The organism is Corallococcus sp. AB038B, from assembly GCF_003668955.1.
In the GTDB taxonomy this organism is placed as follows: domain Bacteria; phylum Myxococcota; class Myxococcia; order Myxococcales; family Myxococcaceae; genus Corallococcus; species Corallococcus exiguus.
On sequence record NZ_RAWO01000001.1, the window covers coordinates 2,291,963 to 2,316,857 of the forward strand.

The window sequence follows — 24,895 nt, forward strand, 5'->3', positions numbered from 1 at the left end:
CTTCAGTCCCCCCCTTCCGACGACAGGACGTCCTTGAACTCCAGGTCGAGCGCGCGCAGTGCGTCCGACTTCTCCTTGGCGACCTTCTGGATGTTCGTGGCGTTGTCCTGCGTGCGGCTGAAGGCCACGTCCACCGTGCCGGTGTCGGCCTTGAGCACCAGGTCGTAGAACTGCTGCCGCACGCGGCGGAAGCTCTCGTAGGCGATGCGGCCCACCAGGTTGCGAGCGTCACCGGACGCGGCGGCCACCTCCTGCTCGTAGCCCTGGAGCAGCGCCTGCTCCACGCGCACCTTGTCGCGGATGGACTTCACGCGAAACTCCAACCGCGAGCGCAGCGCCACCCGCGCCACCGCCACGCGGCCGCGCAACGAGTCGATGCGCGAGCGCACCGCGTGCATGCGCAACAGCACGCGCGTGTCCTCACCGGACAGCCGGCCTTCACCAGCGCGCAGGACGCCGTGCTCCTGCTGGAGCGCGGCGGAGTAGCGGGCGCGGATGGCGGCCTCGCCCTCCAGCGACGTGTCCGTGGACTGGCGCTCACTGGCGAGCCGGGCGCGGGTGCGGTCCAGCTCCGCCTGCAGGTCCTTCAGGGTGGCGATCTCCGCCTGGAGCTGCACCAGGAACTCGCGCTCCTCCGCGGGGTCCGCCTGCCGCTCGTCGCGCGTGTCCTCCACCCACTTGCGGATGGCGGCGGCGTTGGCGTGCAGGCTCTGCAACTCGTAGCCCACTCGGAATGCCTCGCGGTCGACCGCGTCCACCTTCGCCTGCATGCGGTGGCGGCGCTCCTCCAGCTCCTTGTTGGTGGTGGGCAGCGCCGCGAAGCGCAGCCTCTGGGCCTCGCGCGCGCCCTGGGCGACGAGGAGCTTCTCGCGCTCGGCGGGCGTCAGCTTCTCCTCCACCAGCTCGGCCTCCGCCTGCACCAGGGACTGCTCCACTGCTGTGAGCGCGGTGTCCACGGCCTCCGTGCGGACGTAGCCCTCTTGAAGCTCCGGGAACGCCTCCAGCCCGCGCGCGTCCAGCGCCTCCAGGATGCGCTCCGCGATGGCCTTCGCCTCGCCCGCGCCCTGACGGCCGCTGTCCAGGTCGCCCACCATCCGCACCGCGTCCGCGACCTCCTTCTGCGTGGACGCGTACTTCAGCGCCAGCGGGGGCAGGAGGGTGCTCACGTCCAGCGAGCGCTCGTTGCGCGCGAGCAGGTTGTCGAAATACGCGACCGGGTCCTGATTCACGCGCAGCAGCGCGTCCACCTTGTCGCGCGCGGGCGTGAACATGCGCGCCACGCCGTCATACGTCTCCAGCGCCTCGTCGTACTGGCGCAGCTTCTGGAGCAGGTGCCCCTGGAGGATGCGCGCCTCGGGAGCGAGCTGCGAGTCCGGCGCGACGAGCAACAGGATGTCCGTGGCGTTCTTCGCCTGCGTGAAGTCCTGCTTGCGCACGTACGTCCACGCGACCTCCAGCAGCGACTCCGGGAAGCGCTCGCTCTCGCGCGGAATCTGGCCGTAGTGGTCCAACGCTTCGTCGAAACGGCCCGTCTCGTACATCAGCCGGCCCAACGACAGGAACGCGAGCTCGCGGAAGCGCTGGGCCTCCGCCTCCTCGATGCCGGTGGACACCACGGTGTCCGGTCCGGTGCCCACGATGCGCTGGAACTGCGCGATGGCGGCCGGGTAGTCCCCGCTCTGCACGCTCAGGACGCCCAGGTGGTAGACGGCCTGCACGCGGAAGCCGCCGGGGCTCTGCGCCAGCGGGGCGAACAGCGCGCGCGAGCGCTGCTGGTGCTCCTCAGGCGTCAGGTCCAGGCGCTTGAACGTGCCGCGCGCGTGCACGTAGGCGATGTCCGGCGCCAGCACGCCACCCGACAGCTGCCGAGCCTTCTCCACGTACGCGTCGATGCCGTCGAACTGCTGGAGCCTTCCCGCCACCGCGAGGTAGCGGCTCACCGCCTCCTTGTAGCGCTGTGGCGTCAGGTCCAACGACAGTACGTCGCGCAGGTACACCCGCGCGCCAATGTCGTTCTTCTGCTGGTACAGCGCGTCCGCCAGATAGAAGACCGCCTCCGGGTAGCGCGGGTTCGCCTTGAAGGCCGGGTCGCTCACCAGGTCGTAGAAGAGGACGGACGCGGCGGCCCAGTCTCCCAGCAGCGAGTACACCTCGCCCTCGGAGAAGCGCTTGAGCTGCGAGTCGGCGCTGCTGGGCTCGGGGCGCTCCGTGAACTGCGTCTCCACGAAGCGCAGCGACTGCTCCGCCGTGCGCAGCTGCGCCTCCACCGCTTCCACCGAAGCCGCACGCGAGCTCAACGACGCGGGCATGGGCGGCAGCGCGGCCCCCGGCTTGGAGGCCTGGGGTGCCGGAGCGGGCGCGGCCCCGAGGGACAGCGCGAGGGCCAGGGCGTGCAGCGTCGCGGTCACGGCCTGACGCTCCCTACTTCAGCTCGCTGGAGGTTGTGGCCGGCGCGGCGGGCGTTCCCGATGCGCCTTCCGGCTCAGAGCCGGGGCCGGCGGGCCGGTTCGCGCGCGTGTCCTTGGCCACTTCAATGTCGTAGCGCACCGCGGGCCGGTCCTTGAGGTCCGTGGTGAGTCCGCCCTTCTCCACGCCCACCACGTTCACCGTGGTGACCTTTCCGGACTCCGCGTTGAAGGTGTAACTGGATTGCACCTTGAACTTGTAGCCTTCCAGGTAGCTGAACACGCCGTAGCCGCTGCCCCGGTAGACGAGGCGCACCGCGAGCTGGTGCTGGCCCGGCACGATGCGGCCGTTGAAGACCTCCAGCGACTGGTGCCGGTTCAGGTCTCCCTGCGTGTCCACCTGGGTGAAGATGGGCGCGCCGTCCAGCGCGTACACCACCGACTCCAGCTGGAACGCGTTGCCCATCTCGTTCTTGTGCACGAGCACCGCGCGAGCGCCGGTGGACAGCTCGCCGCCCATCACCGACTCCTGGAGCAGCAGCAGGCGCGCCTTGGAGCGGTAGATCTTCTCCTTCAGGTCGACGACCTGCTCCTCCAGCGTCTTCACGCGCGACGTGAAGGCCTCATCCGCCGTCTGGTCGCCCGCGGGTGCCTTCGCGGCGGGGGCCTGTGGCGTGCCAGCGGCCGGGGAAGCAGCGGCGGCGGGAGGCGGGGAAGCAGGGGAGGGGGACGCACCTTGCGCGAGCACCGGCCCGGGCAGGCCAGCGCTCAGGAGCGCGAGGAGACGGAGGGTGGCGGTTGCGACGCGCACGGTACGACCTCGGAAGGCGGCTCTGCCCGACGGCACGAGGTCATACCATCGTTTGCCGGGGGCTGCCCGGTGGGGGCCAGCCCGCCGGGCAGGACAGCAGGCGGAGTGTCAACCGCCCTTGCGCAGCTCGGTGAGAACCAGCTTGGCCACGGCCTTGAGCGTGTCGAACACGCCCACGCCCGTGGGCGCCACGGCCTGGTACTCCGGGATGTTCCGCGGGTTGAGCGCCTTGCGCATCTCTTCCACGGTCACCGCGTTGGGCAGGTCGCGCTTGTTGTACTGCACGACGTACGGAATCTTGTTCAGGTCGTAGCCCTGCTCGGCCAGGTTGATGCGCAGGTTCTCCAACGACTCCATGTTGGCTTCCATGCGCTCAATCTGGCTGTCGGCGACGAACACCACGCCGTCCACGCCCTTGAGGATGAGCTTGCGGCTGGCGTCGTAGAACACCTGACCGGGCACCGTGTAGAGGTGGAAGCGCGTCTTGAAGCCGCGGATCTCACCGAGCGACAGCGGCAGGAAGTCGAAGAAGAGCGTGCGGTCCGTCTCCGTGGAGAGCGAGATCAGCTTGCCCTTCGTGTCCGCCGCGGTCTTGTTGTAGATGTACTGAAGGTTGGTCGTCTTCCCGCAAAGGCCCGGCCCGTAATAGACAATCTTGCAGTTGATTTCGCGGGATGAGTAATTGATGAAGGACATGGCTTCCCGGGTTACTCGCTGAAGAGGTTGTCGATATCGTCGTCGGAGATCTCGGCGAACGGCGAACCGGCTCCGGGGCTGTCGGTCTTCTTCACGAGGCTTTCGAAGATCTTCGTCAGCTCGTCGCTGGCCTTCTTGATGCGCAAGCGCACCAGACCCAGGCTCGTGCGGTTGTCGAAGATGACGACCAGCACCACGCGGCTGCCCACGATGGTCATGTAGAGGCTGTCCTTCGCCCCTTCATGGAACTGGTTGGGGAACTCGTTCTCCCCGATCAACTTCGCCAGACCGCCCATGGCGGCCACGTTGCCGGCCGTCAGCGACGCAAGCGACGTGGTGTCGATGTTCTGCGTCTGGCCGGCCGAGGAGATGAGCTGGCCGTTCTTGTCGACGAGGAAGACCACCTTCGCGTTCGCGTCCTTGGTAAGCCGGTCGCAAACGGCGTTGATCTTGGTGAACTCCTCTTCGTACATCACCAGTTGCGTGCCCATGGGCGTATGCGCTCCTCAGCGTTCGCTCGCCCCGCGCACGGCGGCGCTCCGATGTTTCTGGAGTGAATCCCGGAGGTTAGACGAGGCGCTACCGACCGCCGTCATGCTTAGCAAAGCAGTTCCACTCCAGCAAGAAGCCAGCCGTGATCCGCGCCGATCTTGAAGGAATGACGGCATCGCGGGTTGGGACACCTGCCCCTCTTCTCTATACTCTCCCGGGCCTTGCGCCGCCCGAGCCCCCTCACCGACATCCTTCCGCGCCTCGTCGTCCTCGTCCTGGCGCTCGCCTGTACCGGGGCCGCCCGTGCGCAGGCCCCCGAGTCCGAGCGCGCCTCGTTGCGCTTCCGCTACGGCCTGTCGTCCCGCCAGGGTGAGCAGGTGGATGTAGGGCCCGGGCTCACCTACAGCGGTCTGACGCCGAACGACGTGGCGCTGACGTTGATGGGCTGGGCGGGGGAGTACCTGGGCGGCCAGGTGGATCTCCAGCGCGAGGCCTTCGAACTGCGGGACGCGTCGTCGCGCGTGACGGGCGGCAGCCTGGTGCGCGGTTCGCTGGGGCCTCGCGGGCGATTGACGCTCGGGCCGGTGCGGCTGGAGCTGGGCGCGGGCTACGGCTTCGCGCAGCTGCCGCTGTTCGGTGGGTTCACCTACGCGCCGGTGCTGCAGCGGGGCGTGCGGCACGCGGCGCTGATTTCAGGTCGGGTGCTGGTGGCGCTGCCGGCGGAGCTCCAGTTGGAGGCACGGGGCGAAGTGCCGCTGACGATTTCCGCGCACGCGGCGGATGGGCTGAAGGCGTCGTCGTCCGGCTATGTGGTGGCTGCGGCGCTCTCGTATCCGGTGGTGCGCCGGGACGGCTGGACGGGGCGCGTGCTCCTGGATGTGCAGCAGGCGCACGACACGATGGAGCTGGAGGCCAGCGGCCTGCGCTCCGAGCAGCGGATGCGCCGCATCGGCCTGGGCTTCGAGGTGTCACTGGCCGGCGAGGGCGGGACGTCGCGGCCCGTGGGCCCGCGTCAGGCCTTCGTCGCGCTGAGCGTGGTGGACGCGGAGACGGGCGCACCGCTTCCGGGCGCGCACGTGCGCGTGCCCTCCTTGAAGACGCCGGGCACGAGCGAGGAACTGGTCGCGGACGCGCAGGGGCAGCTGCGGGTGCTGCTCCCCGAAGGCGCGCAGTCCACCCAGGCCAGCGTGGACGGCTATGAGGACGCCACGGAGGTCGCCACCGTCAGCGGTGGTGCCACCGAGGGTGCGCCGGTCCAGCTCCGCCTGCGCAAGAAGGCGCCGAAGACGGGCTCCCTCAAGGTGAAGGTGGTGCAGGGCAAGGACAGCGCGCCGGTCGCGGACGTGCAGGTGGTTTCGGGCAAGGCGCAGCTGCGCACGAACAAGGCGGGCGAGCTGCTGCTGGAAGGACTGGAGCCCGGGCCCGTGGCCGTGTCGATGTCCGCGCCGGGCTTCCGCGCCACGGAAGAAGCCGCGGTGGTGGTGGCGGGGCAGACGTCGGAGCTGGTGGTGGTGCTGTCGCAGGACCGCAAGGGTGAGCTGGCCACGCTGGTGGGCCAGGTGCGCAGCGCGCGCAACGGCCAGCCGCTGGTGGCGACGGTGACGATTCCCCAGGCGAAGGTGCGCACGCGCACGGACAAGAGCGGCACCTTCACCGCGCGCGTCCGTGGCGGCACGTACCGCATCACCCTGTCCGCGGCCGGGCACGTGACCCAGACGAAGATGGTCACCGTGCGCGAAGGCGAGCAGGCCATTCTCAACGTTGATTTGTTCCCGAGGGGCCGGTGAGTCGCGCGGCAGTGCCGCGACGCGCCCGTCCGTCGTCGTCGAGGTTTCAGTGAGTCCTGTCCGCATCCTGGCGCTGTCGCTGCTCGTCCTCCTCTCCGGCTGCTCGGGGTGTGAACGCGAGGAGGCGCCGAAACCTCCGCCAGTCGTGGAGGTGGACGCGGGGGCCGTCGTTCCCATTGGACGCCTGGAAGGGCTGTCCGGCGACGTGCGCCTGGAGCGCGGCGGCAAGGTGGGCCCGGCGGTGGAGGGGCCGCTGCTCGCGGGCGACGCGGTCGAGACCGGTGAGAGCGGATCCGCGACGGTGCGCTTCCCGGGCGACCGCACGGTGGAGGTGGGCAGCGAGGGCCGGTTCGCGCTGGGCTCGGATTCGTCCGGCATCGTGATGAAGGTGGAGCGCGGCATCGTGCTGTCGCGCGTGCCCGCGGGCGGGAAGGCGGACAGCGCGGGCTCCAAGGTGACGTTGAACATCCTCACCCCCTTCGGCCTCACGCGCGTGGGGCCGGATCCGTCGGAGGTGAAGGTCGCGGTGGCGGAGGACTCCGCGCGGGTGGAGGTGAAGCTGGGCGCCATCGAGCTGGTCTCCAAGGACGGCAAGACGCTGCGCGCGGCGCAGGGCGACGCGGTGGACCTGACCCGCGAGCGCGCGCAGGTGACGCCCGCGGCCCCACGAGTCGTGGAGCTGGCGCCCATCCCGGTGACGGTGCGCGCGACCTCGGGTGTCGCGGAGGTGAAGGCGAAGGACACGGGCCGCTGGCGCAAGGTGCGCCGCGAGGGCGAGGTGCTGGCCTTCGGCGACGGCGTGCGGACAAAGGGCGGCGAGGCGGTGCTGTCACTCAAGGACAGCGGCACCGTGCTGACGCTCGCTCCAGGCGCGGAGGCGGTGCTGGAGAGCGCGGGACAGCAGGGCACTGTCGACGAGGCGCGCGTCAACCTGCTCCAGGGCCTCCTGGCCGTGCAGCTGTCCATGGGGCGTGAGAGCCGCGTGGTGCTGCCGGAGATGACGGTGGAGTCCGGCGGTGGCGCGAGGCTGGAGATCCGCCGCACCAACGACGGCATGCAGGTGGCGGCGCACACGGGCGACGTGACGCTGCGGCGGGGCGAGGCGCGGCAGGAGCTGCGCGCGGGTGAGCGCGCCACCGTGAGCAAGGACGGCAGCGCGAAGGTGGAGCCGCTGGAGGAGGCGGCGGTCGCGGTGGGCCCGGGCGAAGGCACGGAGGTCTTCCACCGGGGCCTTTCGGAGGTGGCGCTCACCTGGACGGGTGAAGGCGATGCGGTGGTCGAAGCGGCGCAGGACGCGGCCTTCAAGCGCCCGGTGCTCTGGGGCCGCGTGCACCGTGCTTCCGTCAACGTGTCCGCGCTGGCGAAGGGCACGCTGTACTGGCGGGCGCGCAAGGAGGACGGCACGCAGGTAGCGGCGGGCAGCGTCCACTTCGCTCCAGAGTCCCCCACCAGCTCGCTGGCGCGCGCGCGCAACGTGGTGCCGGAGGGGCCGGAGAAGACGACCATCTTCTACCAGGACAAGCCTCCAGCGGTGACGTTCACCTACGGCGAGGAACCGCAGGCCCGTAGCTATCGCGTGGCGGTGTACAAGACGGGCTCGTTGGCGACGCCGGTGGTGCAGCGCACGGTGTCGGAGACGCGCGCGGCGCTGGAGGCGGGACAGCTGGGCGAGGGCAGCTATCTGTGGTCCGTCACTCCTCTCTCGCAGGCGGGCGCGGCCCTCAAGGGCGGGCGGATGAACAAGCTGGAGCTCGTCTATGACAACTCGGTGGTGGGACTGGTGGTGGACAGCCCGCGCCAGGGTGTGCCGGCGGCGGAGAAGGTGCGGGCTTCAGGCGTGGCGCCCGTGGATGCCCGCCTGTCCATCAACGGACGGGCCGTGCCCTTGGACGCCAAGCACCGCTTCGATACATGGGTGGCCCCCATGGGACTGCCCCCCCTCCTGGTGTTTAAGATGACGCGTCCCGGTGCCCCGGACGTACTCACGGTGCGCACCCTGAAAACGCGAGGACCTTGAGGGATGGCACAGACCCCCGTTCCCATTCCGGATCCCGCCGGCGCGTCCACCGCCACGCTCCTCCAGCCGTATGGGCAGTACGTGCTCGTGCGCAAGCTGGCCGAGGGCGGCATGGCGGAGATCTTCCTCGCCAAGCTGCTGGGCGCGGACGGCTTCGAGCGCAACGTGGTGCTCAAGCGGATGCTGCCGACGCTGTCAGCCATCCCCGACTTCGTGGAGATGTTCCGCGACGAGGCGCGGCTCGCGGCGAAGCTGTCGCATCCGCACATCGTGCAGATCCACGAGCTGGGCTTCACGGACGGCTGCTACTACATCTGCATGGAGTACCTCGCGGGCGAGGACTTCTCCACGACGCTGCGGCTCGCGGGCCGGCGCCGCCAGTACGTGCCGCTGCCGGTGGTGATGCGGGTTCTCATCGACGCGGCGCGGGGCCTGCACTTCGCGCACACCTTCACCAACGAGCAGGGCCAGCCGCTGCACGTGGTTCACCGGGACGTGTCGCCGTCCAACCTGTACGTGACGTACCAGGGCCAGGTGAAGGTGCTGGACTTCGGCATCGCCAAGGCCGAGTCGCGCCTGGTCCAGACGCGCACGGGCGTGGTGAAGGGCAAGTACATCTACATGGCGCCGGAGCAGGCGCAGGGGAAGGAGGTCGACCACCGCGCGGACGTCTTCTCCCTGGGCGTCAGCCTCTACGAGGCCGTCACGCACGTGCGGCCCTTCTCCCGTGAGAACGACCTGGCGGTGCTCAACGCGCTGTTGCAGGGCGAGTTCGAGAAGCCGCGAGCGCTGAGGGCGGACCTGCCGGAGGGCCTGGAGGCCATCATCCTCAAGGCCATGGCGTTCAAGCCGGAGGACCGGTACGCGACGTCGGACGAGTTCGCGGATGCGCTGGAGAGCTTCGCGGCGGAGTTCCAGGGCGGAGCCGCGAGCGCCCCCACGCTGGGCACGTTCCTGCGCAACCACTTCGGCGAGGAGCGCGTCACGGAGAAGACGCGCATCCCCACGATGGCCACGCTCACCGCCGCGCGTCCGACGGATCCTGAGTTCGCGGCCATCTCGCCGCCCGTCGCCGGAGCTGGGACGAACACGTACGGGCATCAGGTGTCCCGCCCGAGCAGCACGGGCGTGAGGGCGCTGACCGCGCAGAACAAGACGGCCCCCGTGCAGGCACAGGCTCCCGAGCCGGAGATCGTGCCGAGCGCGCCTGTGGCGAAGCCCGCGTCCCGGCGTTGGGTCCTGGGGTTGGTGGGCGGCCTGGGGTTGGTGGCCGCGGGCGTGGCGTTCGTCGTCGCGCGGCCTGGTGGCACCGCGACCCACGTCACGCCTCCGCCTCCGGCACAGCAGGCCGTCGCGCCCGTGGCGAATGGGAATCCCGCGGGCACGCAGGGGCAGGGTGCACCGGCCCAGGTGCCTGAAGGGACCACGCCCGTAGATGTTCAGGGCACCGTGCAGGACGGCACGCCGGTCGGTGACACGGTGGCGACGTCCGTCACGGATTCGCCCCACGTGGATGACGGGGCGGAGGACCCGTCCCACCGCAAGGTCGTGAAGAAGCCGGTGGCGAAGGAGCCTGTGTCGCTGGGCATCGACGACATCCAGCGCGTGGTGTCCGGCGGCCGCTCGAAAATCACCGGCTGCTTCGAGCGCTTCAAGTCCGACCTGCCGGCGGCCTCGGGCGAGGTGCAGGTGGAGCTCACTATCGTGTCGTCTGGCAAGGTGCGCGCGGGTACGCGCGGGCCGCTGGCGTCCACGGACGTGGGCCGCTGCCTGGAGACGCAGGCCCAGAGCCTGCGATTCCCGGTGCACCGCGACCAGGAAGTCACCGTGCTGATGCCGTTCTCGTGGAAGGTGACGCAGTAGCCGGTGCGGCGGCTTCTCCGTCCCGCGTTCAGCGCGCGGGACGGGCCAGTGCCGTCACAGGTCTCGGCGGGCGGACAGCGCCTTGGCGAGCGTGGCCTGGTCCGCGAACTCCAGGTCGCCGCCCATGGGCAGGCCCTGGGCGATGCGCGTCACCCGCAGGCCCATCGGCTTGAGCAGCCGCGTGAGGTAGAGCGCGGTGGCTTCACCCTCGATGTCCGGGTTGGTGGCGAGGATGATCTCCTCCACCCGGCTGTCGTTGAGGCGCAGCAGCAGCTCCTTGATGCGCAGCTGCTCCGGGCCCACGCCTTCCAGCGGGGACAGCACGCCGTGCAGCACGTGGTAGCGGCCCTTGAACTCGCGGGTGCGCTCCAGCGCCATCAAGTCGGAGTACGTCTCCACCACGCACAGGGCGCGCTCGTCGCGGCGGTTGTCACGACAGAAGCCGCACAGCTCCGAGTCGGTGAGGGAGAAACAGCGCACGCACAGGTGCACCTTCTCCTTCACCTCGCGGATGGCCTGCGAGAGGTCGACGGCGAACTCGCCCGGCGCCCGCAGGATGTGGAACGCGAGGCGCTGGGCGGTCTTCTCACCAATGCCCGGCAGCTTCGCGAGCTGGGCGACCAGGCGGTTCAGCGGATCGGGCGTCATCCGTCTTTAGTTAATGCCGGGGATCTTCACGCCGCCGGAGATCTTCGCCAGCTCGGCGTTCATGTGCTGACGGCTGTTCGCCAGGGCAGCATTCACGGCGGCGGTGATGAGGTCCTCGAGCATCCCCGGGTCGTTGGGGTCGATGGCGCTCTTGTCGATCTTGATGCTGCGGATCTCCTGCACGCAGTTGGCGACGACCGTCACGAGGCCCTCGCCGGACTTCGCCTCGACGGTCTCTTCCGCCAGCTGCTTCTTCCGCTCCTCGATCTTCTCGGTGAGCTTGTTCGCCTGCCGGATGAAGTAGTTCAGGTCGATGCCGGGCATGTGCTTCCTCGGTCCCCGGTCTTGGGAGCGCGGGCCGGCATGGCGCCGCTCGGAGCAGGGACGTTGTCGCGCACCCTAGCGGGGCCGCGCGGCGTTGTCAGTCGTCAGGAGCGGCGGGGACGTCCGGGAGGTTGGCCGGTGGCCGCTCGGGCTCATAGACCTGGATGTGCTCGATTTCGCCGCCCAGCATCTTGAGGATGGCCCGCACGGACGCGTGGGAGCGCACCTTGCCCTCGGTGCTCTTCTCGTGGGTGTTGCGGGTCTGGGTGTCCTGTTCGGAGAGGCTCTGCCCCATGCCACCCGGGAGGGCGTCCTGGGTCTGGGGCACGTCCGTGATGGTGAGCTTCACGGCCCGGCCGAAGTGCGAGGCCAGCGCGGCGTCCACGGTGGCCTTGCCCCCGGCAGACGCCACGGCGGCCTTGTGGAAGGCGGCGGAGGGCGGGAAGCCCAGGATGATTTCGCCCGCCTTCATGGACTGGAGGCGGCCGTTGGCGAGCGCCGTGCCGTGGCGCACGGACGTGGACTTCACGGTCTCCACGGCGGCGCGCCAGCGCTCGGGCAGGGAGCGGTTGGGGTTGTCGCGGCTGGTGGCGACGGGCGCCATCGCGGGCGGCGGCTCGGGCTCCGGCGGCTCCGGTTCGGGGGCGGCGGGCTCCGCGACGGGGATGCACTCGCCAGAGGCACAGCCTTCGGCGGAGCCCTCTTCCGGGAACATGCGCTCGTCCACGTCCTCGTCGCCGTGCGGCGGAGGTTCGAGCGGAGCCAGGGGCTCCGGCTTGCGCATGTTGGTGATGCGCACGGTGGGCGCGGCGGGTTCGGGCGCGCGAGCCGCGGGCGTGGGCTCGGGGGCGGGAGCCGGGGGCTGGGCGCCGCCGTTACGGAGGAAGGAGAGGGGGCGGGCCGCGGACGGGGACAGGCCGTCCATGACGACGCCCGGGGCCGGAGGGGCCTCCATCGCGGGAGCCGCGCCGCCGCCATTGCGCAGGAAGGACAGCGGGCGCGCGGCGGACGGAGACAGGTCGTCCATCACCACTGGCGCGGGAGGCACGGCGATGGGCGTGGGCACGGGACCGCTCGCGCCGCCGCCATTGCGAAGGAAGGAGAGGGGCCGGGCCGCCGAGGGGGACAGGCCCTCCATCAGCGCGGCGGGTGGCGTCCGCGTGGCCACGGCGGACGCACCGGCCGGGGCTGGCTCACCGGGCGATGCAGGGTGCGCCGGAGCGCGCGTGTCGTCGAAGGGCCGGACGGTGGCCCCTGCGTGAGTGGACGGACCCTGCGAATCGAACGGACGCGGCGTTGCCCCTTCGTACGCGGAGGGGCCCTGAGTGTCCGCCATGCGCGGCGGAGCCTCTGTCGACACGGATGCGGACGGAGGCACCGGACGCGACGCGGCCTCCGCGTGCACGGACGGGCCCTGCGCATCGAACGAACGCGGCATGGCGCCCGTCTGCGCGGAAGCACCTGGACCTTCGACAGGACGCGCCGCCGCTACGGGCGCGGGCGCGCGGACTTCGGCCTGGACCTCAGACGCGAAAGTTCGCGGGACCGGGGCGACCTCCTGGCGCCCCGGTCGTGCTCTTCGCGGCGCCTTCCGCGCCAAGTCCCGCCGACAGCCGCTCCACGCGGGCCAGCAGGTCGGGAATCGAACCGGCCGGGGACAGCTGGATGGCCTTGAGCAACGCCATCTCCAGCGCCAGCCGGGGCTGCGCCGCTCGCGACACGTCCCAGATGGAGCCGTGCACGATGTCGAACAGCCGGGACAGCTGTGCCGTGTCCGCTTCCTTCGCCAGCGCCAACAGCGCCTTCTGCTCGGACTCCGCCAGCTCCGCGGGCGCCTCACCCAGCGACTTCGTCACGAAGAGATGCCGCAGCTGCAGCGCCAGCTCCTCCGCCAGCCGCTTCAGGTCCAGGCCCCGGTTGAACACCTCGTCCACCCGGCCCAGCACGCGCTTCGCGTCCTTGCGGACCAGCGCCTCCGCGAAGTCCTGCACCACCGTGCGGTCGATGGCGCCCATCGCCTCCGCGACGGCCTCGTCCGTGGGGTTGGGACCGCACGACGCGAGAATCTGATCCAACAGGCTCAGCGCGTCGCGCATGCCGCCTTCGGACTGGCGCACCACCAGCGACAGCGACTGCTCGGAGATGCCCGCGCCTTCCGCCTGGCAGATCTCCTTCAGGCGCTGGAGCATCCGCGCCGCGGAGATGCGCCGGAAGTTGTGGCGCTGGCAGCGCGACAGGATGGTGTCCGGGAGCTTGTGCGCCTCCGTCGTCGCGAAGATGAACTTCACGTGACCGGGCGGCTCCTCCAGCGTCTTCAGGAGCGCGTTGAACGCCGCGCCGGAGAGCATGTGGACTTCGTCGATGATGTAGATCTTGTGGCGGTCGCGCTGCGGCAGGTACTTCGCGTTCTCGCGAATCTCGCGCACGTTCTCCACGCCGTTGTTGGACGCACCGTCGATCTCCGCCACGTCCACACTGGTGCCGGCGGTGATTTCGGTGCACGCACGGCAGGTGCCGCACGGGGTCGCCGTGGGGCCCTGCTCACAGTTGAGCGCCTTGGCGAGCAGGCGGGCGGCCGTCGTCTTGCCCACCCCTCGAGGACCGCAGAACAGGTACGCGTGCGCGACCCGGTCCATCTTGATGGCGTTCCCGATGGTCCGGACCACGTGCTCCTGGCCGGTCATGTCATCGAACTTCTGCGGGCGCCATTTGCGGGCGAGGACGAGGTAGCTCATGGGGACAACCATCTAAACACGGCGGGCAAAAGGATCCATGGAACGTCCATTCCGCCCGCCGTGAGATGCACTCCGTCTCAGCGTCCGAGCGCCTGTAGCACCACGTTGGCCGCGTTGTGGCCCGCCGCGCCGATGACACTTCCCGCCGGGTGGCAGCCCGCGCTGCAGAAGTAGAGCCCCTGCACCGGCGTCTCATAGGGCAGCCGGTCGGTGAATCCGCGCTTGTTGTCCACATGGTGGATGTGGCCGCGGGTGATGCCGAAGTGGGACTCAATCTTCGGCGGCGTGAGCGCGAAGTACTCCTGCACCAGGTCGCTGGTACCGGGCGCGAAGCGGTCGCAGATGGACAGGAGGTGCTTCACGTAGCGCGCCTCCTCCTTCTCCCAGGTGGTGCCCTCCAGCTTCTCCGGCACCCACTCCACGAAGAGGGCGGAGTTGTGGTGCCCTTCCTCGTCCTTCAGGGTCGGGTCCACCGTGGTGTGCACGTACCACTCGATGGAGGGGAACTCCGACAGCCGTCCGGCCTTCGCCTCCTTGTAGCCGTGCGCGAGCGCCCCCAGCACGTCGTCCTCCTGCGGCAGCAGGTGGATGGTGGGCCCGAACTGGCCCCGGTCCTCTGGCAGGCAGGTGAAGGTGGGCAGGGACTTGAGGCACAGGTTCACCTTGAGCGTGGTGCCCGGCGAGGACATCCCGTCCACCATGCTCCGGTACTCCTTGTTCAGCGCCTCCGAGTCCACCAGCTTCATCGTGCGGAACGGATCCGCGTTGGAGACCACGACCTTCGCGGACAGTTCCTCGCCGTTCTCCAGCACCACGCCCTTCACCACGCCGCTGTCCACGCGCACTGACGCCACCTTCGCGTTCGTGCGCAGCTGGGCGCCGTGCTTGCGTGCAATCGCCGCGATGCGCTGGGTGACAGTGCCCATGCCGCCTTCGACGATCATCCACGTGCCGCCGCTGCCCGGCAGCCGGCAGAGGTTGTGCACCAGCAGGTTCATGCCCGTGCCCGGCGTGTCATAGCCGCCGTCCAGTCCGGAGAACGCGTCGGTGACGGCGTACATCGCCTTCACGAAGTCGGACTTGTAGCCGAAGCGCTCCAGGTACTCGCGTGCCGTGCCTCGGCACAGATGGATGAAGTGCTGGCGCAGGGCCGGGCGCACGTAGCGCTCCGCCGTCTGCTCCAGCGACACGGGCGGCAGGAGCCACGCGGGCGCCAGGTCCTCGCGCAGCGCCGCCAGCTCCGTGTTCATGGCGACGTGGGCGTTCCAGTCCGCTTCGGAGAAGAACTCGCGGAACTGCCGCTCCAGCTCCCGCTCATCCGAGCCGAAGAGCAGGTAGCGCTTGTCCATCGTGGGCAGGAAGTAGTGCGGGTCGCGGCGCTTGAGGGGCAGCTCCAACTGGAGCTCCTTCAGCAGCTCCGGCGGCATCAGCCCCAGGAGGTACGCGCCGGTGGAGACGCCCAGCTTCGGCGCCGTGCGGAACGGGTACTCCGTCTTGCACGCGCCGCCCACCTGGTCCTTCTCTTCCAGCACGGTGACCGACAGGCCCCGGCGCGCGAGCATCGCCGCCGCGACAAGTCCGTTGTGGCCCGCACCCACCACGATGACGTCTGGCATGGTCTTCCTCCTTGGGGAAAAGGCCGTTCCTAGCCGAGCCGCGGCCTCCCCGACAAACACCGTGCGTCTTGCGCAGGACGCCAGGTCCGGAAAGAGTCGCGCCAGCCACGTGAACGCCCCCACCTCCGACGCGCCCCCGGCCCCCGTCCTTCCCCAGGCTCCAGTTGAACCCCCGACGCCCGTCGTCCAGACGGGTCTGCCCGGAGGCTTGCTCATGCTGGGGCTCCTCGCGGTGGCGCTGGTGCCGTGCGCCCTCGCGGTGAGCGAATTGGGGCGCATCCACCCGGACGAGGTGTTCCAGGCGCTGGAGCCCGCGTACTGGCGCGTGCACGGCTACGGCGTGCTGGCCTGGGAGTGGCGCGAGGGCCTGCGCAACTGGGCCGTCCCCGGCGTGCTGGCCGCCTTCCTCAAGGTGGCACACGGGTTCGGCATCACCGACCCGCGCGTCTACCGGGGAGTGGTGGCGCTGCCTCAGTTCGCCCTGCATGCCTGGAGCCTGTGGGCCGTCTACCGCTTCGCCGAGCGCCGGGCGGGCCCGTGGGGTGGGGCGCTCGCGGTGCTGCTCGTGGGGCTGAGCGCGCCGGTGCTCCTCTTCGCCGGACGCACCCTGTCCGAGTCCTTCTCCGCGTCCTTCCTCCTCGTGGCCATGGAGGCAATGGACCGGCCGGACACCGGCGCGGACGCACGCATGCGCCGGGCGGGACTCCTGGGTGGCATGGCCCTGGGGCTCGCCGTGGTGACGCGCTACCCGTCCGCCCTCTTCGTGGTGGCCGCGCTCCTGTGGCTGGCCGTCGCCCGGAGGTGGCGCCTGCTCGCCTTCACCTGCGTGGGCGGCGCGGCGGTGGCCGTGGGCCTGGGCCTGCTCGACTGGGGCACTTGGGGCACGCCCTTCCACTCGTTCCGGGCCTACGTGGACTACAACCTCCTCTCCGGGAAGGCCGCCGCCGCGTTCGGCGCCTCACCGCCGGACTTCTATTGGGGGCCGCTGCTCCAGGCCGTGCCCCTCTGGGCCTGGGCCGCCGTGCCCTTGTCGCTGGCCCCCCTGGTGCGCTTTCGCGCGCTGTCCCTGCCGCTCACCTGCGCGGCCGTCTACACCGCCGTCCTCCTGGCCACGCCCCACAAGGAGGAGCGCTTCCTCTACCCGGGCCTGGTGGTGGCGCTGCTCGCGGCCGCGGCCCAATTGGCCGCGTACTTCTCCACGCTCTCCCGGCAGGGCCTGAGGAACGGGGCGGCGGTGCTCGCGCTGGCCCTGGGCTTCGTGCATGGCCGTGGCTTCCCGTCCAACGACCTGCGAGCGGACCAGTTCCGCGCCATCTCCCGGGCCACGCGGGGGGACGCGACGGGGCTGCTCATCGTCAACGAAGGGCTGTGGGGCTCGGGGGGCTTCTTCTACATCGGCAAGAACATCCCCTGGCGCACCTGCGACTGGCCCCGGGACGCGGCCTTCCAGGCCTCCATCCGCGACCGGGCCTTCAACCGCGCCGTCACCTTCGAGGGCCGGGCCCTGCCGGAGCTCCAGGCCGCCGGCTTCCGCGTCGTCCGTGAGGTGGGGCGCGAAACCATCCTCGTCCGCGACTGAAGCGAGGTGGTAGCCGGGCAGGGGAGAGCAAGCCCGCAAAGCCGAAGCGCCGGCATCCCCGGAGGGATGTCGGCGCTTCAGGTGAGACAGAACGGCCGGGACACACGCGGAAGTACGCTACCGTTGCTTCCTTCCGGACCTGGCGGGGTTCGCGCCCCCACGTTGTCCCGACCACAAAATCAGTGCTGCAACTTCGAAAATAACAACGGAGAGGGTGGGATTCGAACCCACGATACCCTTTCAGATATGCACGCGTTCCAGGCGTGTGCCTTCAACCGCTCGGCCACCTCTCCAATCACGATGGAGCGGAGAGCGTAGGATTCGAACCTACGGTACCGTTACCGGTACGCCTGATTTCGAGTCAGGTGCCTTCGACCACTCGGCCAGCTCTCCAGAGTATTCAGTTTTCACGTCGCTTCGCGCGCAAGCGCTCGAAGAACGTCTTGAGAAGCTGGCGACTGTCTTCCGCCAGGATACCACTTGTCACTTGAAGCCGGTGGTTGTGCCGGGGCTCTTCCACCAGGTTGTACAGCGAGCCGACCGCACCCGCTTTCGGATCCATTGTACCAAAGACGAGCCGGGTGACACGAGACTGAACGAGAGCACCGGCGCACATGGCACACGGTTCCAGCGTCACGTAGAGGGTCACTCCGGAGAGTCGCCACGCATCGCGTGCTTTCGCAGCGGCGGCGAGGGCAATCATTTCGGCGTGGGCGAAGGGATTCCGGTCGCATTCGCGGCGGTTGTATCCAATGCCCACGACGTTTCCGTCGAGCACCGCCACCGCACCTACCGGCACTTCCCCAAGTGAAGCCGCTTCCCGCGCGAGCTCTAAAGCCTGCTGCATGAAAGCGATGTCGTCACTCATGTTACATGCGCGCCCGAGAAGAAGTGGCGCTCCCTGGAGGATTCGAACCTCCGGCCTTCGGATTCGTAGTCCGACGCTCTATCCAGCTGAGCTAAGGGAGCATTTCTTCCGGCTGCTGCTTTACATCAAGTGGCGGAGAGAGAGGGATTCGAACCCTCGATACCCTTGCGAGTATGCAGGTTTAGCAAACCTGTGCCTTCAGCCTCTCGGCCATCTCTCCAACTCTTCTCTGTCAAAGAACCACGAAACTCAAGCTCAAAATCGGAGGCGGTAGGATTCGAACCTACGGAAGGCTTTCACCTTCTGCGGTTTTCAAGACCGCTGCCTTCAACCGCTCGGCCACGCCTCCACAGCAGGTGCCGCTCGGTTCCCGGCGGGCCAACCGCGCCCGTGGGGCCGCCCTTCTACATCATTTCTTCCCTGTGGCAAGCGAGATGTTGGCCCCTTTTTACGTCGGGGCCCCCATCGCCCTGACTAGAGGGGGCGCAATTCCTTCAGCCCGCCCATGTACGGCACCAACGCCTCCGGGATGGCGACGCTTCCGTCCTCCCGCTGGAAGTTCTCGAGGATGGCGATGCTCGTGCGCCCCACGGCCAGCCCGCTGCCGTTGAGGGTGTGCAGCATCTGGGGCTTGTCCCCCTTCTGGGGGCGGAAGCGGATCTTCGCGCGGCGGGCCTGGAAGTCGCCGCAGTCCGAGCAGGACGAAATCTCCCGGTACGCGCCCTGGCCGGGCAGCCAGACCTCGATGTCGTACGTCTTGCGCGCGCCGAAGCCCATGTCCCCGGTGCACAGCAGCATCACGCGGTGGTGCAGCCCCAGGCGGCGGAGGATGTCGCACGCGTCATCCGTCATGGCCTCCAGTTCCTCCAGGCTCTTGTCCGGCTGGGAGAACTTCACCAGCTCCACCTTGTGGAACTGGTGCTGGCGGATGAGGCCGCGCGTGTCGCGTCCGGCGGCGCCGGCCTCCGCGCGGAAGCACGGGCTGAAGGCGCAGTAGCGGATGGGGAGCTGGTCGCCCTCCAGGATTTCGTCCGCGTGGTAGTTCGTCACGGGGACTTCCGCGGTGGGGATGAGGAAGCGCTCGGGGTCGCCGGACGTCTTGAAGGCGTCGTCCTCGAACTTGGGCAGCTGGCCCGTGCCCATCATCGTCTCGCGCAGCACGAGGTAGGGCGGGAGCAGCTCCGTGTAGCCCTTGGACGTGTGCACGTCGATCATGAACGTGACGAGCGCGCGCTCCAGCCGCGCCAGGGCGCCCTTGTAGAAGGTGAAGCGGCTGCCGGACACCTTCGCGGCGCGCTCGAAGTCGAGCATGCCCAGCGTCTCGCCCAGCTCGAAGTGCTGCTTCGGCGTGAAGAGCAGGTTCGGCTTCTCACCCCAGGTCTTCACCTGGACGTTCTCGTCCGCGCTCGTGCCCACCGGGACGGAGTCGTGGGGCACGTTGGGGATGACCAGCAGGATGCGGTTGAGCTCCTCCTCCACTTCCTTGAGGCGGGACTCCTTCTCCTTGATCTCCTGGGAGACGCCGCGCAGGTCGCCGCGCAGCTTCTCCATGGCGGACGGGTCCTCCTTGGCCTTGCGCTTCATCTCCTCGTTGGCGGCGTTGCGGCGCGCGGCCAGCGCCTCCATGGAGACATAGAGGTCGCGGCGCTCGAGGAAGAGCGACTGGAAGGGGCCGAGGTCCAGGCTGCCGCCCCGAGTCTTCAGTCGGGCGACGACCGCATCGAAGTTCTGCGCAACGTTCCGGAGGTCCAGCATAGGGGCTCGCCTTGTAGTCATCCCGGGCGTGGGCCGGCAAGGCTCACCACGCACCGGGTGCTCAAGGCCGGACGCCCCCAGGCCCCGGGGGCTGACCGGAAGGGCCCCGTCGGCGGTCTACCGGAGGGGTAGGCGGGCCTGGAACGAAAGGCCCGCCCGCCGGGCCCGGTCAGTGTTCGAGGTCGTAGATTTCGTCCTCGATGTCCTTCTTGTCCGCCGCGTCCGGCTTCTTCACCAGGTACTCCTTGAAGGCCGTGATGGCGTCCTTGCGCTTGTTGCGCTCCTTGTAGGCGAAGCCCAGGTAGTAGAAGGACTGCGCGTTGTCCGGCTCGACGCTGGTGGCCTTCTTGTACCAGTCGATGGCCTTGGCGTACTGGGCCTGCTCCGTGAAGGCGCGAGCGACCTTGTAGTAGACGTACGTGAGCTTCGGATCCGCCTTGAGCGCCGCCTGGTAGCGGCGAACGGCGTCGTCCCAGCGGGCGGCGTTGAAGAGCACGTCGCCGATGGCGCCCATCACCCGCGTGCGCTGCGGATCCGCCTTGAGCGCCGCCTCGAAGGAGGTGATGGCGTCGTCGAACTCGGCGCGCTCCAGGTGGGCGTGGCCCAGGGCCTCATGCGCGTCCGCGTAGTTGGGCTCCAGCTCTACGGCGGCCTTCCACTGCTCGACGGCGTCCGGCAGCTTCTTCGCGTCGCGCAGGATGACGCCGTACGCGTAGTGGTAGTCCGGGCGCTTGGGCGCGCGGTCCACGGCGGTCTTCATGCTGTCGAGCGCCTGGGTGTACTCGGAGCGCTTCGCGCGCACGAGGCCCAGGTAGTAGAGCGCCTCGTGGTTGGACGGCTCGTTGCGCAGCGCGAGGCCCAGGTTGCTCTCCGCGCCGGCCAGGTCGCCCTTCTCCAGGAGCACCGCGCCCAGGGTGATGGGCGTGGTGATGGAGCGGGGGTCCTCCGCCTTGGCCTTCTCCAGCTCCGCGGCGGCCTCGTCCAGCCGGTGCAGCCGCCAGAGGACCAGGCCGCGCTGCAGCCGGCCGTCCTTCAACAGGTGCGGATCCAGCTCCAGGGCACGGTTGGCCTCCGTCTCCGCGCGGGTCGCGTCGCCATTGAGCAGGGCCACGCGTGACAGGCCCAGGTGGGCGTCCGCCAGGTTGGGGTCCAACTGCACGGCGCGGTCGAACTCCTGCTGCGCGAGCAGGCTGTTGTTCTCCGCGAGCGCCAGCTCTCCCAAGCCCGCGTGCACGCCCGCGTGCTCCGGCGCCTGCTGCGCGGCGGCCTCCAGCAGGCCGCGCGCGTCCGCGTTGCGGTGCTGCCGGAGATACAGGCGGCCCAGGTACAGGCCCGCGTCCACCAGCTTCGCGTCGGCGGCGTTGGCGCGCTTGAAGTGGCCTTCCGCCTCCGTGGGCTTGTCGAGCGCGTCCTCGATGCGGCCGTAGAGGTATGCGATGCGCGCCTCGTTGGGGAAGCTCTTGCTGGCGGCCTCCACGGCGGTGAGCGCGTCCTGCATCTTGCCCGTCATCACCAGCGCGGTGATGTGGCCGTCCACGAACCCCAGGTTGTCCTTGTCCTCCTTCGCGAGCGAGGCGTAGAGCGGCAGCGCGCCGTCGTAGTCGCGCTGCGAGCGCAGCACCTGGGCCAGCTGGGACTTGATGAAGTCGGAGTCCGGGTTGGCCTTGAGGGCCTCCTTCAGCTCCGTTTCCGCTTCCTTGGGCTTGAACTGCTGGAAGAGGGCCATGCCCTTGAGGCCGAGGGCGCGGGAGCGTTCGGCGGGCCCCAGCGCGTCCTGGAGCTTCAGGGCGCTCTCCACGGCCTGGGCGCCCTGCTCGATGTTCGACTTGCGCACCAGCAGCTCCACCGCGGCCAGCTCCACCGCGGAGGCGGCGTGCTGCGGATCCGCGGCGAGCGCCTCCGCGTAGGCCTTGGCGGCCTCGTCGGCCTTGCCCTGCGCCTGGTACAGGTTGCCCAGCGCGTGGTGGGCCTTGGCGGACTTCGCGTCCTTCTCCAGCACCTTGGTCAGCGTGGCGACGGCGTTGGGGATGTCCTTCTGCTGCGCGTAGGACTCGGCCAGGAGGAAGGAGAGCTCCAGGTCGCCCTGGTTGTCCTCGCGGCTGGCGGCGTCCTGCAGGCGGGCCTGCACCTCCGCGGCCCTTCGCTGGGTGAGCGCGATTCCAGCGGTGGTCTTGATGACCTCCACGTTCTTCTCACCCAGCAGCTCGATGGACTCCATGTGCTTGCCGCACGCGCTGAGGTCGGAGCGCTCTCCGTCCGCGTAGCGGCGCTGCAGGTAGGCGACGGACTGGCACCAGAGGGCGCGGACCTCCGGGTACTCGTTCTTCGCCAGCACCTGGGCGCTCTTCTTGCGCGCTTCCTTGTAGCTGGCGTACGTGTCCGCCAGCAGCCCCTTGCGCGCCTCCTCGACGAGCTTCGCCTCGGCGGAGCCGGCGGACACGCGGGACGGGAAGAACTTGTTGCGGCCGAAGGCGCCGTATCGGCTGGCCTCGAAGCTGGCGCCGGTGCCCAGCACGACCACCGCCACGCCCGCGGCGATGATGAGGGGCAGGCGCTTCTTCCACTTGGCGTCGGCGGCGCTGCGGTCCACGACGGACACCGCGGCCATGCGGCCTTCGTAGAGCTGGCGCAGCCGCTCCATGCTGGCCTGGGGATTGGCGGGATCCGTGGCACCCGTCGTCTCCGGAGCCGGCGCGCCCGGGGTGGCCGCGAGCGGCACGGCCTTGGCCGGGCCCTCCATCAGCCGCTGGATGGCGGCGGCGAAGACGGGCACGGTGCCGATGGCGGACCACGCCTCCGAGTCCGGTGACACGTCCTCGTTGCCGAGGAGCTGGCCGTCCTCGAGCATCTTGACGATGACGCCCTCTTCGAACGGGCCGAACATCTTCCCGGAGCGGCGGCGGACGTGGAAGCGCTTCACCTGCACGCGGCCACCGGCGTCCTTGCCGGCGCTGTCGTCGATGAAGCTGAGCATCTCCAGGCCGTCCGCGGGGCCCGCGGCGGGCGGGGGCGGCAGCGGCGCGGAGAGGTCCGCTTCCAGGTCATCCACGGGCGCGGCGGTGGGGTCGAACTCCAGCGCGTCCGGAAGGCCCGTGGCCGCGGAGGACGGGACGGGCGCGGGGTCGCCGAAGTCCACGTCGCCGAAGTCCGTGGCGGGGTTGATGCGCGCGGGCGGCGCGGCCGGGGCGGGGTCGCCGAAGTCCAGCTGGAAGTCCGGAGCGGGCGGCGCGGCCGGGGGCGGCGACGAGAAGTCCACGGCGAACGGATCATCCGTGGGAATGGGGGCCTGGCCGTACGCGGGGGCAGGCGGCTCCGCGAAGTCGAAGGACACGGCCGAGGGCGCGGCGGGCGAGGGCAGGTCCGAGAAGTCCATCGCCTGGGGCGCGGCGGGCGAGGGCAGGTCGGAGAAGTCCAGGCCGGGCGAGGGCGGCAGGGCGAAGGGGTCCTCGCTCGCGGAGGGCAGCCCGCCCATGTCGTAGGACGGCGCGGCGGGCGGCGGGGGCAGGGCGAACGGATCTTCGTCGGGGGCCGGGGCCCCGTAGGCGGAGGGCGGCGGGAGACCGAACGGATCCGCTTCCAGTTCCGCGGGGGGCGGGGCCAGGGCGAACGGATCCGCCTGGGGCTCCGGCTCGCCGTAGCCGTAGGTCTGCGGATGGGGACGCGACGCCGCGGGGCCGTGGGCGTTCGACGGGTCGTTGATGTCGAAGGTGAACGCGTCTTCGGGCGCGGGCTGCGCGGGGACGGGCAGGGTGCCGTCGTCCGCGAAGTCGAAGTCGGGCGTGCCGAAGTCGGCCTCGGCGGGCGGGGCGGCGGCGACGGGATCTTCGGAGAAGTCGAAGTCGCGCGCGGTGCCGGCGGACTCGTGCGTGCCGTAGGCGGCGGGCGCGGCGGGCTCGCGGAAGGCGGCGTTGGGGACGGGGATGGCGACGACGCGGGTCACGTCCTCGCGCGGCTCGGAGAAGTCGGTGGTGTCGACCGAGGAGAACTCGCCGCTGCTCACCTCCGCGAAGTCGTCCTCCGCGGCCATGGGCGCGGGGGCCGGCGGCGCGGCGTCCATGTCGAAGCTGAACGAGTCGTCCGGCAGGGCCACCGGCGCGCCAGGTCCCGCGTCGAGCGAGATGGCCCGGGGCGCGGCCACGCCCGGCGAGGCATAGGCCGCGGGCGGGAGTTCGTCGTCGAAGGAGAACGGATCCTCGGGAACGGGCGGAGCGGCGTTACCCGGCAGCGGGATGGCGGCGGGGCGTGGAGCGGCCGCGCCGGGCAGTGGGATGGCGAGGCCCGCGCCCATGGGGATGGCGGCGGACTGCGGCGCGGCGCTACCGGGCAGCGGGATGGCTGCGGATCGCGGAGCAGCCGTGCCGGGCAGCGGGATGGCCGGGCCCGCGCCCATGGGGATTGCGGCGGACTGGGGGGCGGCTGCACCGGGGAGCGGGATGGCGGCGGACTGCGGCGCGGCGGCGCGTGGCGCGGCGGCTCCCGGCAGGGGGATTGCGGCGGACTGGGGTGCGGCGGTGCCCGGCAGCGGGATGGCGGCGGACTGCGGCGCGGCGCTACCGGGCAGCGGGATGGCGGCCGACTGCGGAGCCGGAGCGGCCGCGCGCGGGGCGGCGGTGCCCGGCAGGGGAATCGCGGCGGACTGGGGCGCGGCGCTGCCGGGCAGCGGAATGGCGGCCGACTGGGGCGCGGCAGTGCCGGGCAGGGGAATCGCGGCGGACTGGGACGCAGCGGCGCCCGGTAGCGGGATGGCGGCGGACTGGGGCGCAGCGGCGCCCGGCAGCGGGATGGCGGCGGACTGGGGCGCGGCGGCCCGGGGCGCGGCGGCACCCGGCAGCGGGATGGCGGCGGACTGGGGCGCGGCGCTACCGGGCAGCGGGATGGCGGCGGACTGGGGCGCGGCGGCACCCGGCAGCGGGATGGCGGCGGACTGGGGCGCGGCAGTACCCGGCAGCGGGATGGCGGCGGACTGCGGCGCGGCGGCACCCGGGAGCGGAATCGCGGCGGACTGCGGCGCGGCGGCACCCGGGAGCGGGATTGCGGCTGCGGACTGGGGCGCGGCGGTGCCCGGGAGCGGGATTGCGGCTGCGGACTGGGGCGCGGCGGTGCCCGGCAGCGGAATGGCGGCGGGCTGCGGCGCCGCGGCCTCGGGAGCTTCGCCGCTCGCGCCATCGGCCTTGATGGGGAACGTGGTCTGGCACCGGGCGCACTTCAGCTTCGCGCCGCCGGGCGGGATCCGCCTGTCATCGATGTTGTAATTCGTCTGGCACGACGGGCAGGAGACTTTCATTGTTTTCCTTCGACG

Annotated in this window: 16 protein-coding genes, 5 tRNA genes and 1 other RNA gene; 4 read left to right on the forward strand and 18 right to left on the reverse strand. The window is 70.3% G+C overall.

Features of this window, described 5'->3' with window-relative positions; genetic code table 11:
- Positions 1-2 precede the first annotated feature (2 nt).
- The 4 genes from D7Y04_RS09525 to mglB all read right to left on the reverse strand — a co-directional run bounded on the left by D7Y04_RS09525 (position 3) and on the right by mglB (position 4,403).
- On the reverse strand, positions 3-2,408 hold the full coding sequence (locus D7Y04_RS09525) for a tetratricopeptide repeat protein (protein WP_121759022.1): 2,406 nt from the start codon (positions 2,406-2,408) through the stop codon (positions 3-5).
- Between the two features lie 13 nt (positions 2,409-2,421).
- The gene (locus D7Y04_RS09530; RefSeq protein WP_121759023.1) at positions 2,422-3,216 is read right to left on the reverse strand and encodes a dihydrolipoamide acetyltransferase; all 795 of its coding nucleotides are present in this window, start codon (positions 3,214-3,216) and stop codon (positions 2,422-2,424) included.
- Positions 3,217-3,324: 108 nt separating this feature from the next.
- Positions 3,325-3,912 (reverse strand): gliding-motility regulator Ras-like GTPase MglA, encoded by a 588-nt coding sequence (mglA, locus tag D7Y04_RS09535; protein WP_014394794.1) that lies wholly within the window; start codon positions 3,910-3,912, stop codon positions 3,325-3,327.
- An 11-nt stretch (positions 3,913-3,923) separates the two neighbouring features.
- Complete coding sequence (gene mglB / locus D7Y04_RS09540) at positions 3,924-4,403, reverse strand: gliding-motility regulator GTPase-activating protein MglB (RefSeq protein ID WP_002637270.1); 480 nt, start codon at positions 4,401-4,403, stop codon at positions 3,924-3,926.
- A 222-nt stretch (positions 4,404-4,625) separates the two neighbouring features.
- Here mglB and D7Y04_RS09545 point away from each other — a divergent pair, with 222 nt between their 5' ends.
- From D7Y04_RS09545 to D7Y04_RS09555, 3 genes are read left to right on the forward strand one after another with little or no spacing between them, the layout of a single operon-like run.
- Positions 4,626-6,191: a carboxypeptidase regulatory-like domain-containing protein gene (locus D7Y04_RS09545; RefSeq protein WP_121759024.1), complete on the forward strand. Its 1,566-nt coding sequence runs from the start codon at positions 4,626-4,628 to the stop codon at positions 6,189-6,191.
- Between the two features lie 49 nt (positions 6,192-6,240).
- On the forward strand, positions 6,241-8,208 hold the full coding sequence (locus D7Y04_RS09550; RefSeq protein WP_121759025.1) for a hypothetical protein: 1,968 nt from the start codon (positions 6,241-6,243) through the stop codon (positions 8,206-8,208).
- A 3-nt stretch (positions 8,209-8,211) separates the two neighbouring features.
- Positions 8,212-10,071 carry a protein kinase gene (locus D7Y04_RS09555; RefSeq protein WP_121759026.1) on the forward strand — a complete coding sequence of 620 codons (1,860 nt, stop codon included), beginning with the start codon at positions 8,212-8,214 and terminating at the stop codon, positions 10,069-10,071.
- Between the two features lie 54 nt (positions 10,072-10,125).
- Here the strand turns inward: D7Y04_RS09555 and recR are convergent, their stop codons facing one another.
- The 5 genes from recR to D7Y04_RS09580 form a co-directional block, all read right to left on the reverse strand.
- Positions 10,126-10,719 carry a recombination mediator RecR gene (recR, locus tag D7Y04_RS09560; RefSeq protein ID WP_120564938.1) on the reverse strand — a complete coding sequence of 198 codons (594 nt, stop codon included), beginning with the start codon at positions 10,717-10,719 and terminating at the stop codon, positions 10,126-10,128.
- A 6-nt stretch (positions 10,720-10,725) separates the two neighbouring features.
- Positions 10,726-11,043 (reverse strand): YbaB/EbfC family nucleoid-associated protein, encoded by a 318-nt coding sequence (locus D7Y04_RS09565; RefSeq protein WP_120599678.1) that lies wholly within the window; start codon positions 11,041-11,043, stop codon positions 10,726-10,728.
- Between the two features lie 97 nt (positions 11,044-11,140).
- Positions 11,141-12,481, reverse strand: a complete 1,341-nt coding sequence (locus D7Y04_RS45535; protein ID WP_233601336.1) for a DNA polymerase III subunit gamma/tau — start codon at positions 12,479-12,481, stop codon at positions 11,141-11,143.
- An 85-nt stretch (positions 12,482-12,566) separates the two neighbouring features.
- Positions 12,567-13,778, reverse strand: a complete 1,212-nt coding sequence (dnaX, locus tag D7Y04_RS09575; protein WP_120600242.1) for a DNA polymerase III subunit gamma/tau — start codon at positions 13,776-13,778, stop codon at positions 12,567-12,569.
- A 77-nt stretch (positions 13,779-13,855) separates the two neighbouring features.
- A complete protein-coding gene (locus D7Y04_RS09580) occupies positions 13,856-15,394 on the reverse strand; it encodes an NAD(P)/FAD-dependent oxidoreductase (RefSeq protein WP_120600243.1) in 1,539 nt (512 codons plus the stop codon).
- Positions 15,395-15,503: 109 nt separating this feature from the next.
- Between D7Y04_RS09580 and D7Y04_RS09585 the strand changes: the two genes are divergently transcribed.
- Positions 15,504-16,973: a glycosyltransferase family 39 protein gene (locus D7Y04_RS09585; RefSeq protein WP_121759027.1), complete on the forward strand. Its 1,470-nt coding sequence runs from the start codon at positions 15,504-15,506 to the stop codon at positions 16,971-16,973.
- Between the two features lie 85 nt (positions 16,974-17,058).
- On the opposite strand, the gene ffs is transcribed toward D7Y04_RS09585, so the two are convergent.
- The 9 genes from ffs to D7Y04_RS09630 form a co-directional block, all read right to left on the reverse strand.
- Positions 17,059-17,151: signal recognition particle sRNA small type (ffs, locus tag D7Y04_RS09590), an RNA gene on the reverse strand.
- Between the two features lie 28 nt (positions 17,152-17,179).
- A tRNA-Ser gene (locus tag D7Y04_RS09595) sits at positions 17,180-17,266 on the reverse strand.
- A gap of 13 nt (positions 17,267-17,279) precedes the next feature.
- Positions 17,280-17,366: transfer RNA gene (locus D7Y04_RS09600), tRNA-Ser, on the reverse strand.
- Between the two features lie 7 nt (positions 17,367-17,373).
- Positions 17,374-17,841: a tRNA adenosine(34) deaminase TadA gene (tadA, locus tag D7Y04_RS09605; protein WP_120599886.1), complete on the reverse strand. Its 468-nt coding sequence runs from the start codon at positions 17,839-17,841 to the stop codon at positions 17,374-17,376.
- A 24-nt stretch (positions 17,842-17,865) separates the two neighbouring features.
- Positions 17,866-17,942 (reverse strand) — tRNA-Arg (locus D7Y04_RS09610).
- A gap of 29 nt (positions 17,943-17,971) precedes the next feature.
- Positions 17,972-18,061, reverse strand: a tRNA-Ser gene (locus D7Y04_RS09615).
- 42 nt (positions 18,062-18,103) lie between these two features.
- Positions 18,104-18,190: transfer RNA gene (locus D7Y04_RS09620), tRNA-Ser, on the reverse strand.
- A gap of 125 nt (positions 18,191-18,315) precedes the next feature.
- Positions 18,316-19,596, reverse strand: a complete 1,281-nt coding sequence (gene serS / locus D7Y04_RS09625; RefSeq protein WP_121759028.1) for a serine--tRNA ligase — start codon at positions 19,594-19,596, stop codon at positions 18,316-18,318.
- A gap of 169 nt (positions 19,597-19,765) precedes the next feature.
- Positions 19,766-24,880 carry a tetratricopeptide repeat protein gene (locus tag D7Y04_RS09630; protein ID WP_121759029.1) on the reverse strand — a complete coding sequence of 1,705 codons (5,115 nt, stop codon included), beginning with the start codon at positions 24,878-24,880 and terminating at the stop codon, positions 19,766-19,768.
- Positions 24,881-24,895: the final 15 nt, after the last annotated feature.

Bases quoted from the DNA above. Each gene is read 5' to 3' on its own strand.
- mglB (WP_002637270.1), bottom strand. From the start codon at position 4,403: ATGGGCACGCAACTGGTGATGTACGAAGAGGAGTTCACCAAGATCAAC.
- D7Y04_RS09630 (WP_121759029.1), bottom strand. From the start codon at position 24,880: ATGAAAGTCTCCTGCCCGTCGTGCCAGACGAATTACAACATCGATGAC.
- D7Y04_RS45535 (WP_233601336.1), bottom strand. From the start codon at position 12,481: ATGCCGCGTTCGTTCGATGCGCAGGGCCCGTCCGTGCACGCGGAGGCC.
- recR (WP_120564938.1), bottom strand. From the start codon at position 10,719: ATGACGCCCGATCCGCTGAACCGCCTGGTCGCCCAGCTCGCGAAGCTG.
- serS (WP_121759028.1), bottom strand. From the start codon at position 19,596: ATGCTGGACCTCCGGAACGTTGCGCAGAACTTCGATGCGGTCGTCGCC.
- D7Y04_RS09580 (WP_120600243.1), bottom strand. From the start codon at position 15,394: ATGCCAGACGTCATCGTGGTGGGTGCGGGCCACAACGGACTTGTCGCG.
- mglA (WP_014394794.1), bottom strand. From the start codon at position 3,912: ATGTCCTTCATCAATTACTCATCCCGCGAAATCAACTGCAAGATTGTC.
- D7Y04_RS09565 (WP_120599678.1), bottom strand. From the start codon at position 11,043: ATGCCCGGCATCGACCTGAACTACTTCATCCGGCAGGCGAACAAGCTC.
- D7Y04_RS09555 (WP_121759026.1), top strand. From the start codon at position 8,212: ATGGCACAGACCCCCGTTCCCATTCCGGATCCCGCCGGCGCGTCCACC.
- tadA (WP_120599886.1), bottom strand. From the start codon at position 17,841: ATGAGTGACGACATCGCTTTCATGCAGCAGGCTTTAGAGCTCGCGCGG.
- dnaX (WP_120600242.1), bottom strand. From the start codon at position 13,778: ATGAGCTACCTCGTCCTCGCCCGCAAATGGCGCCCGCAGAAGTTCGAT.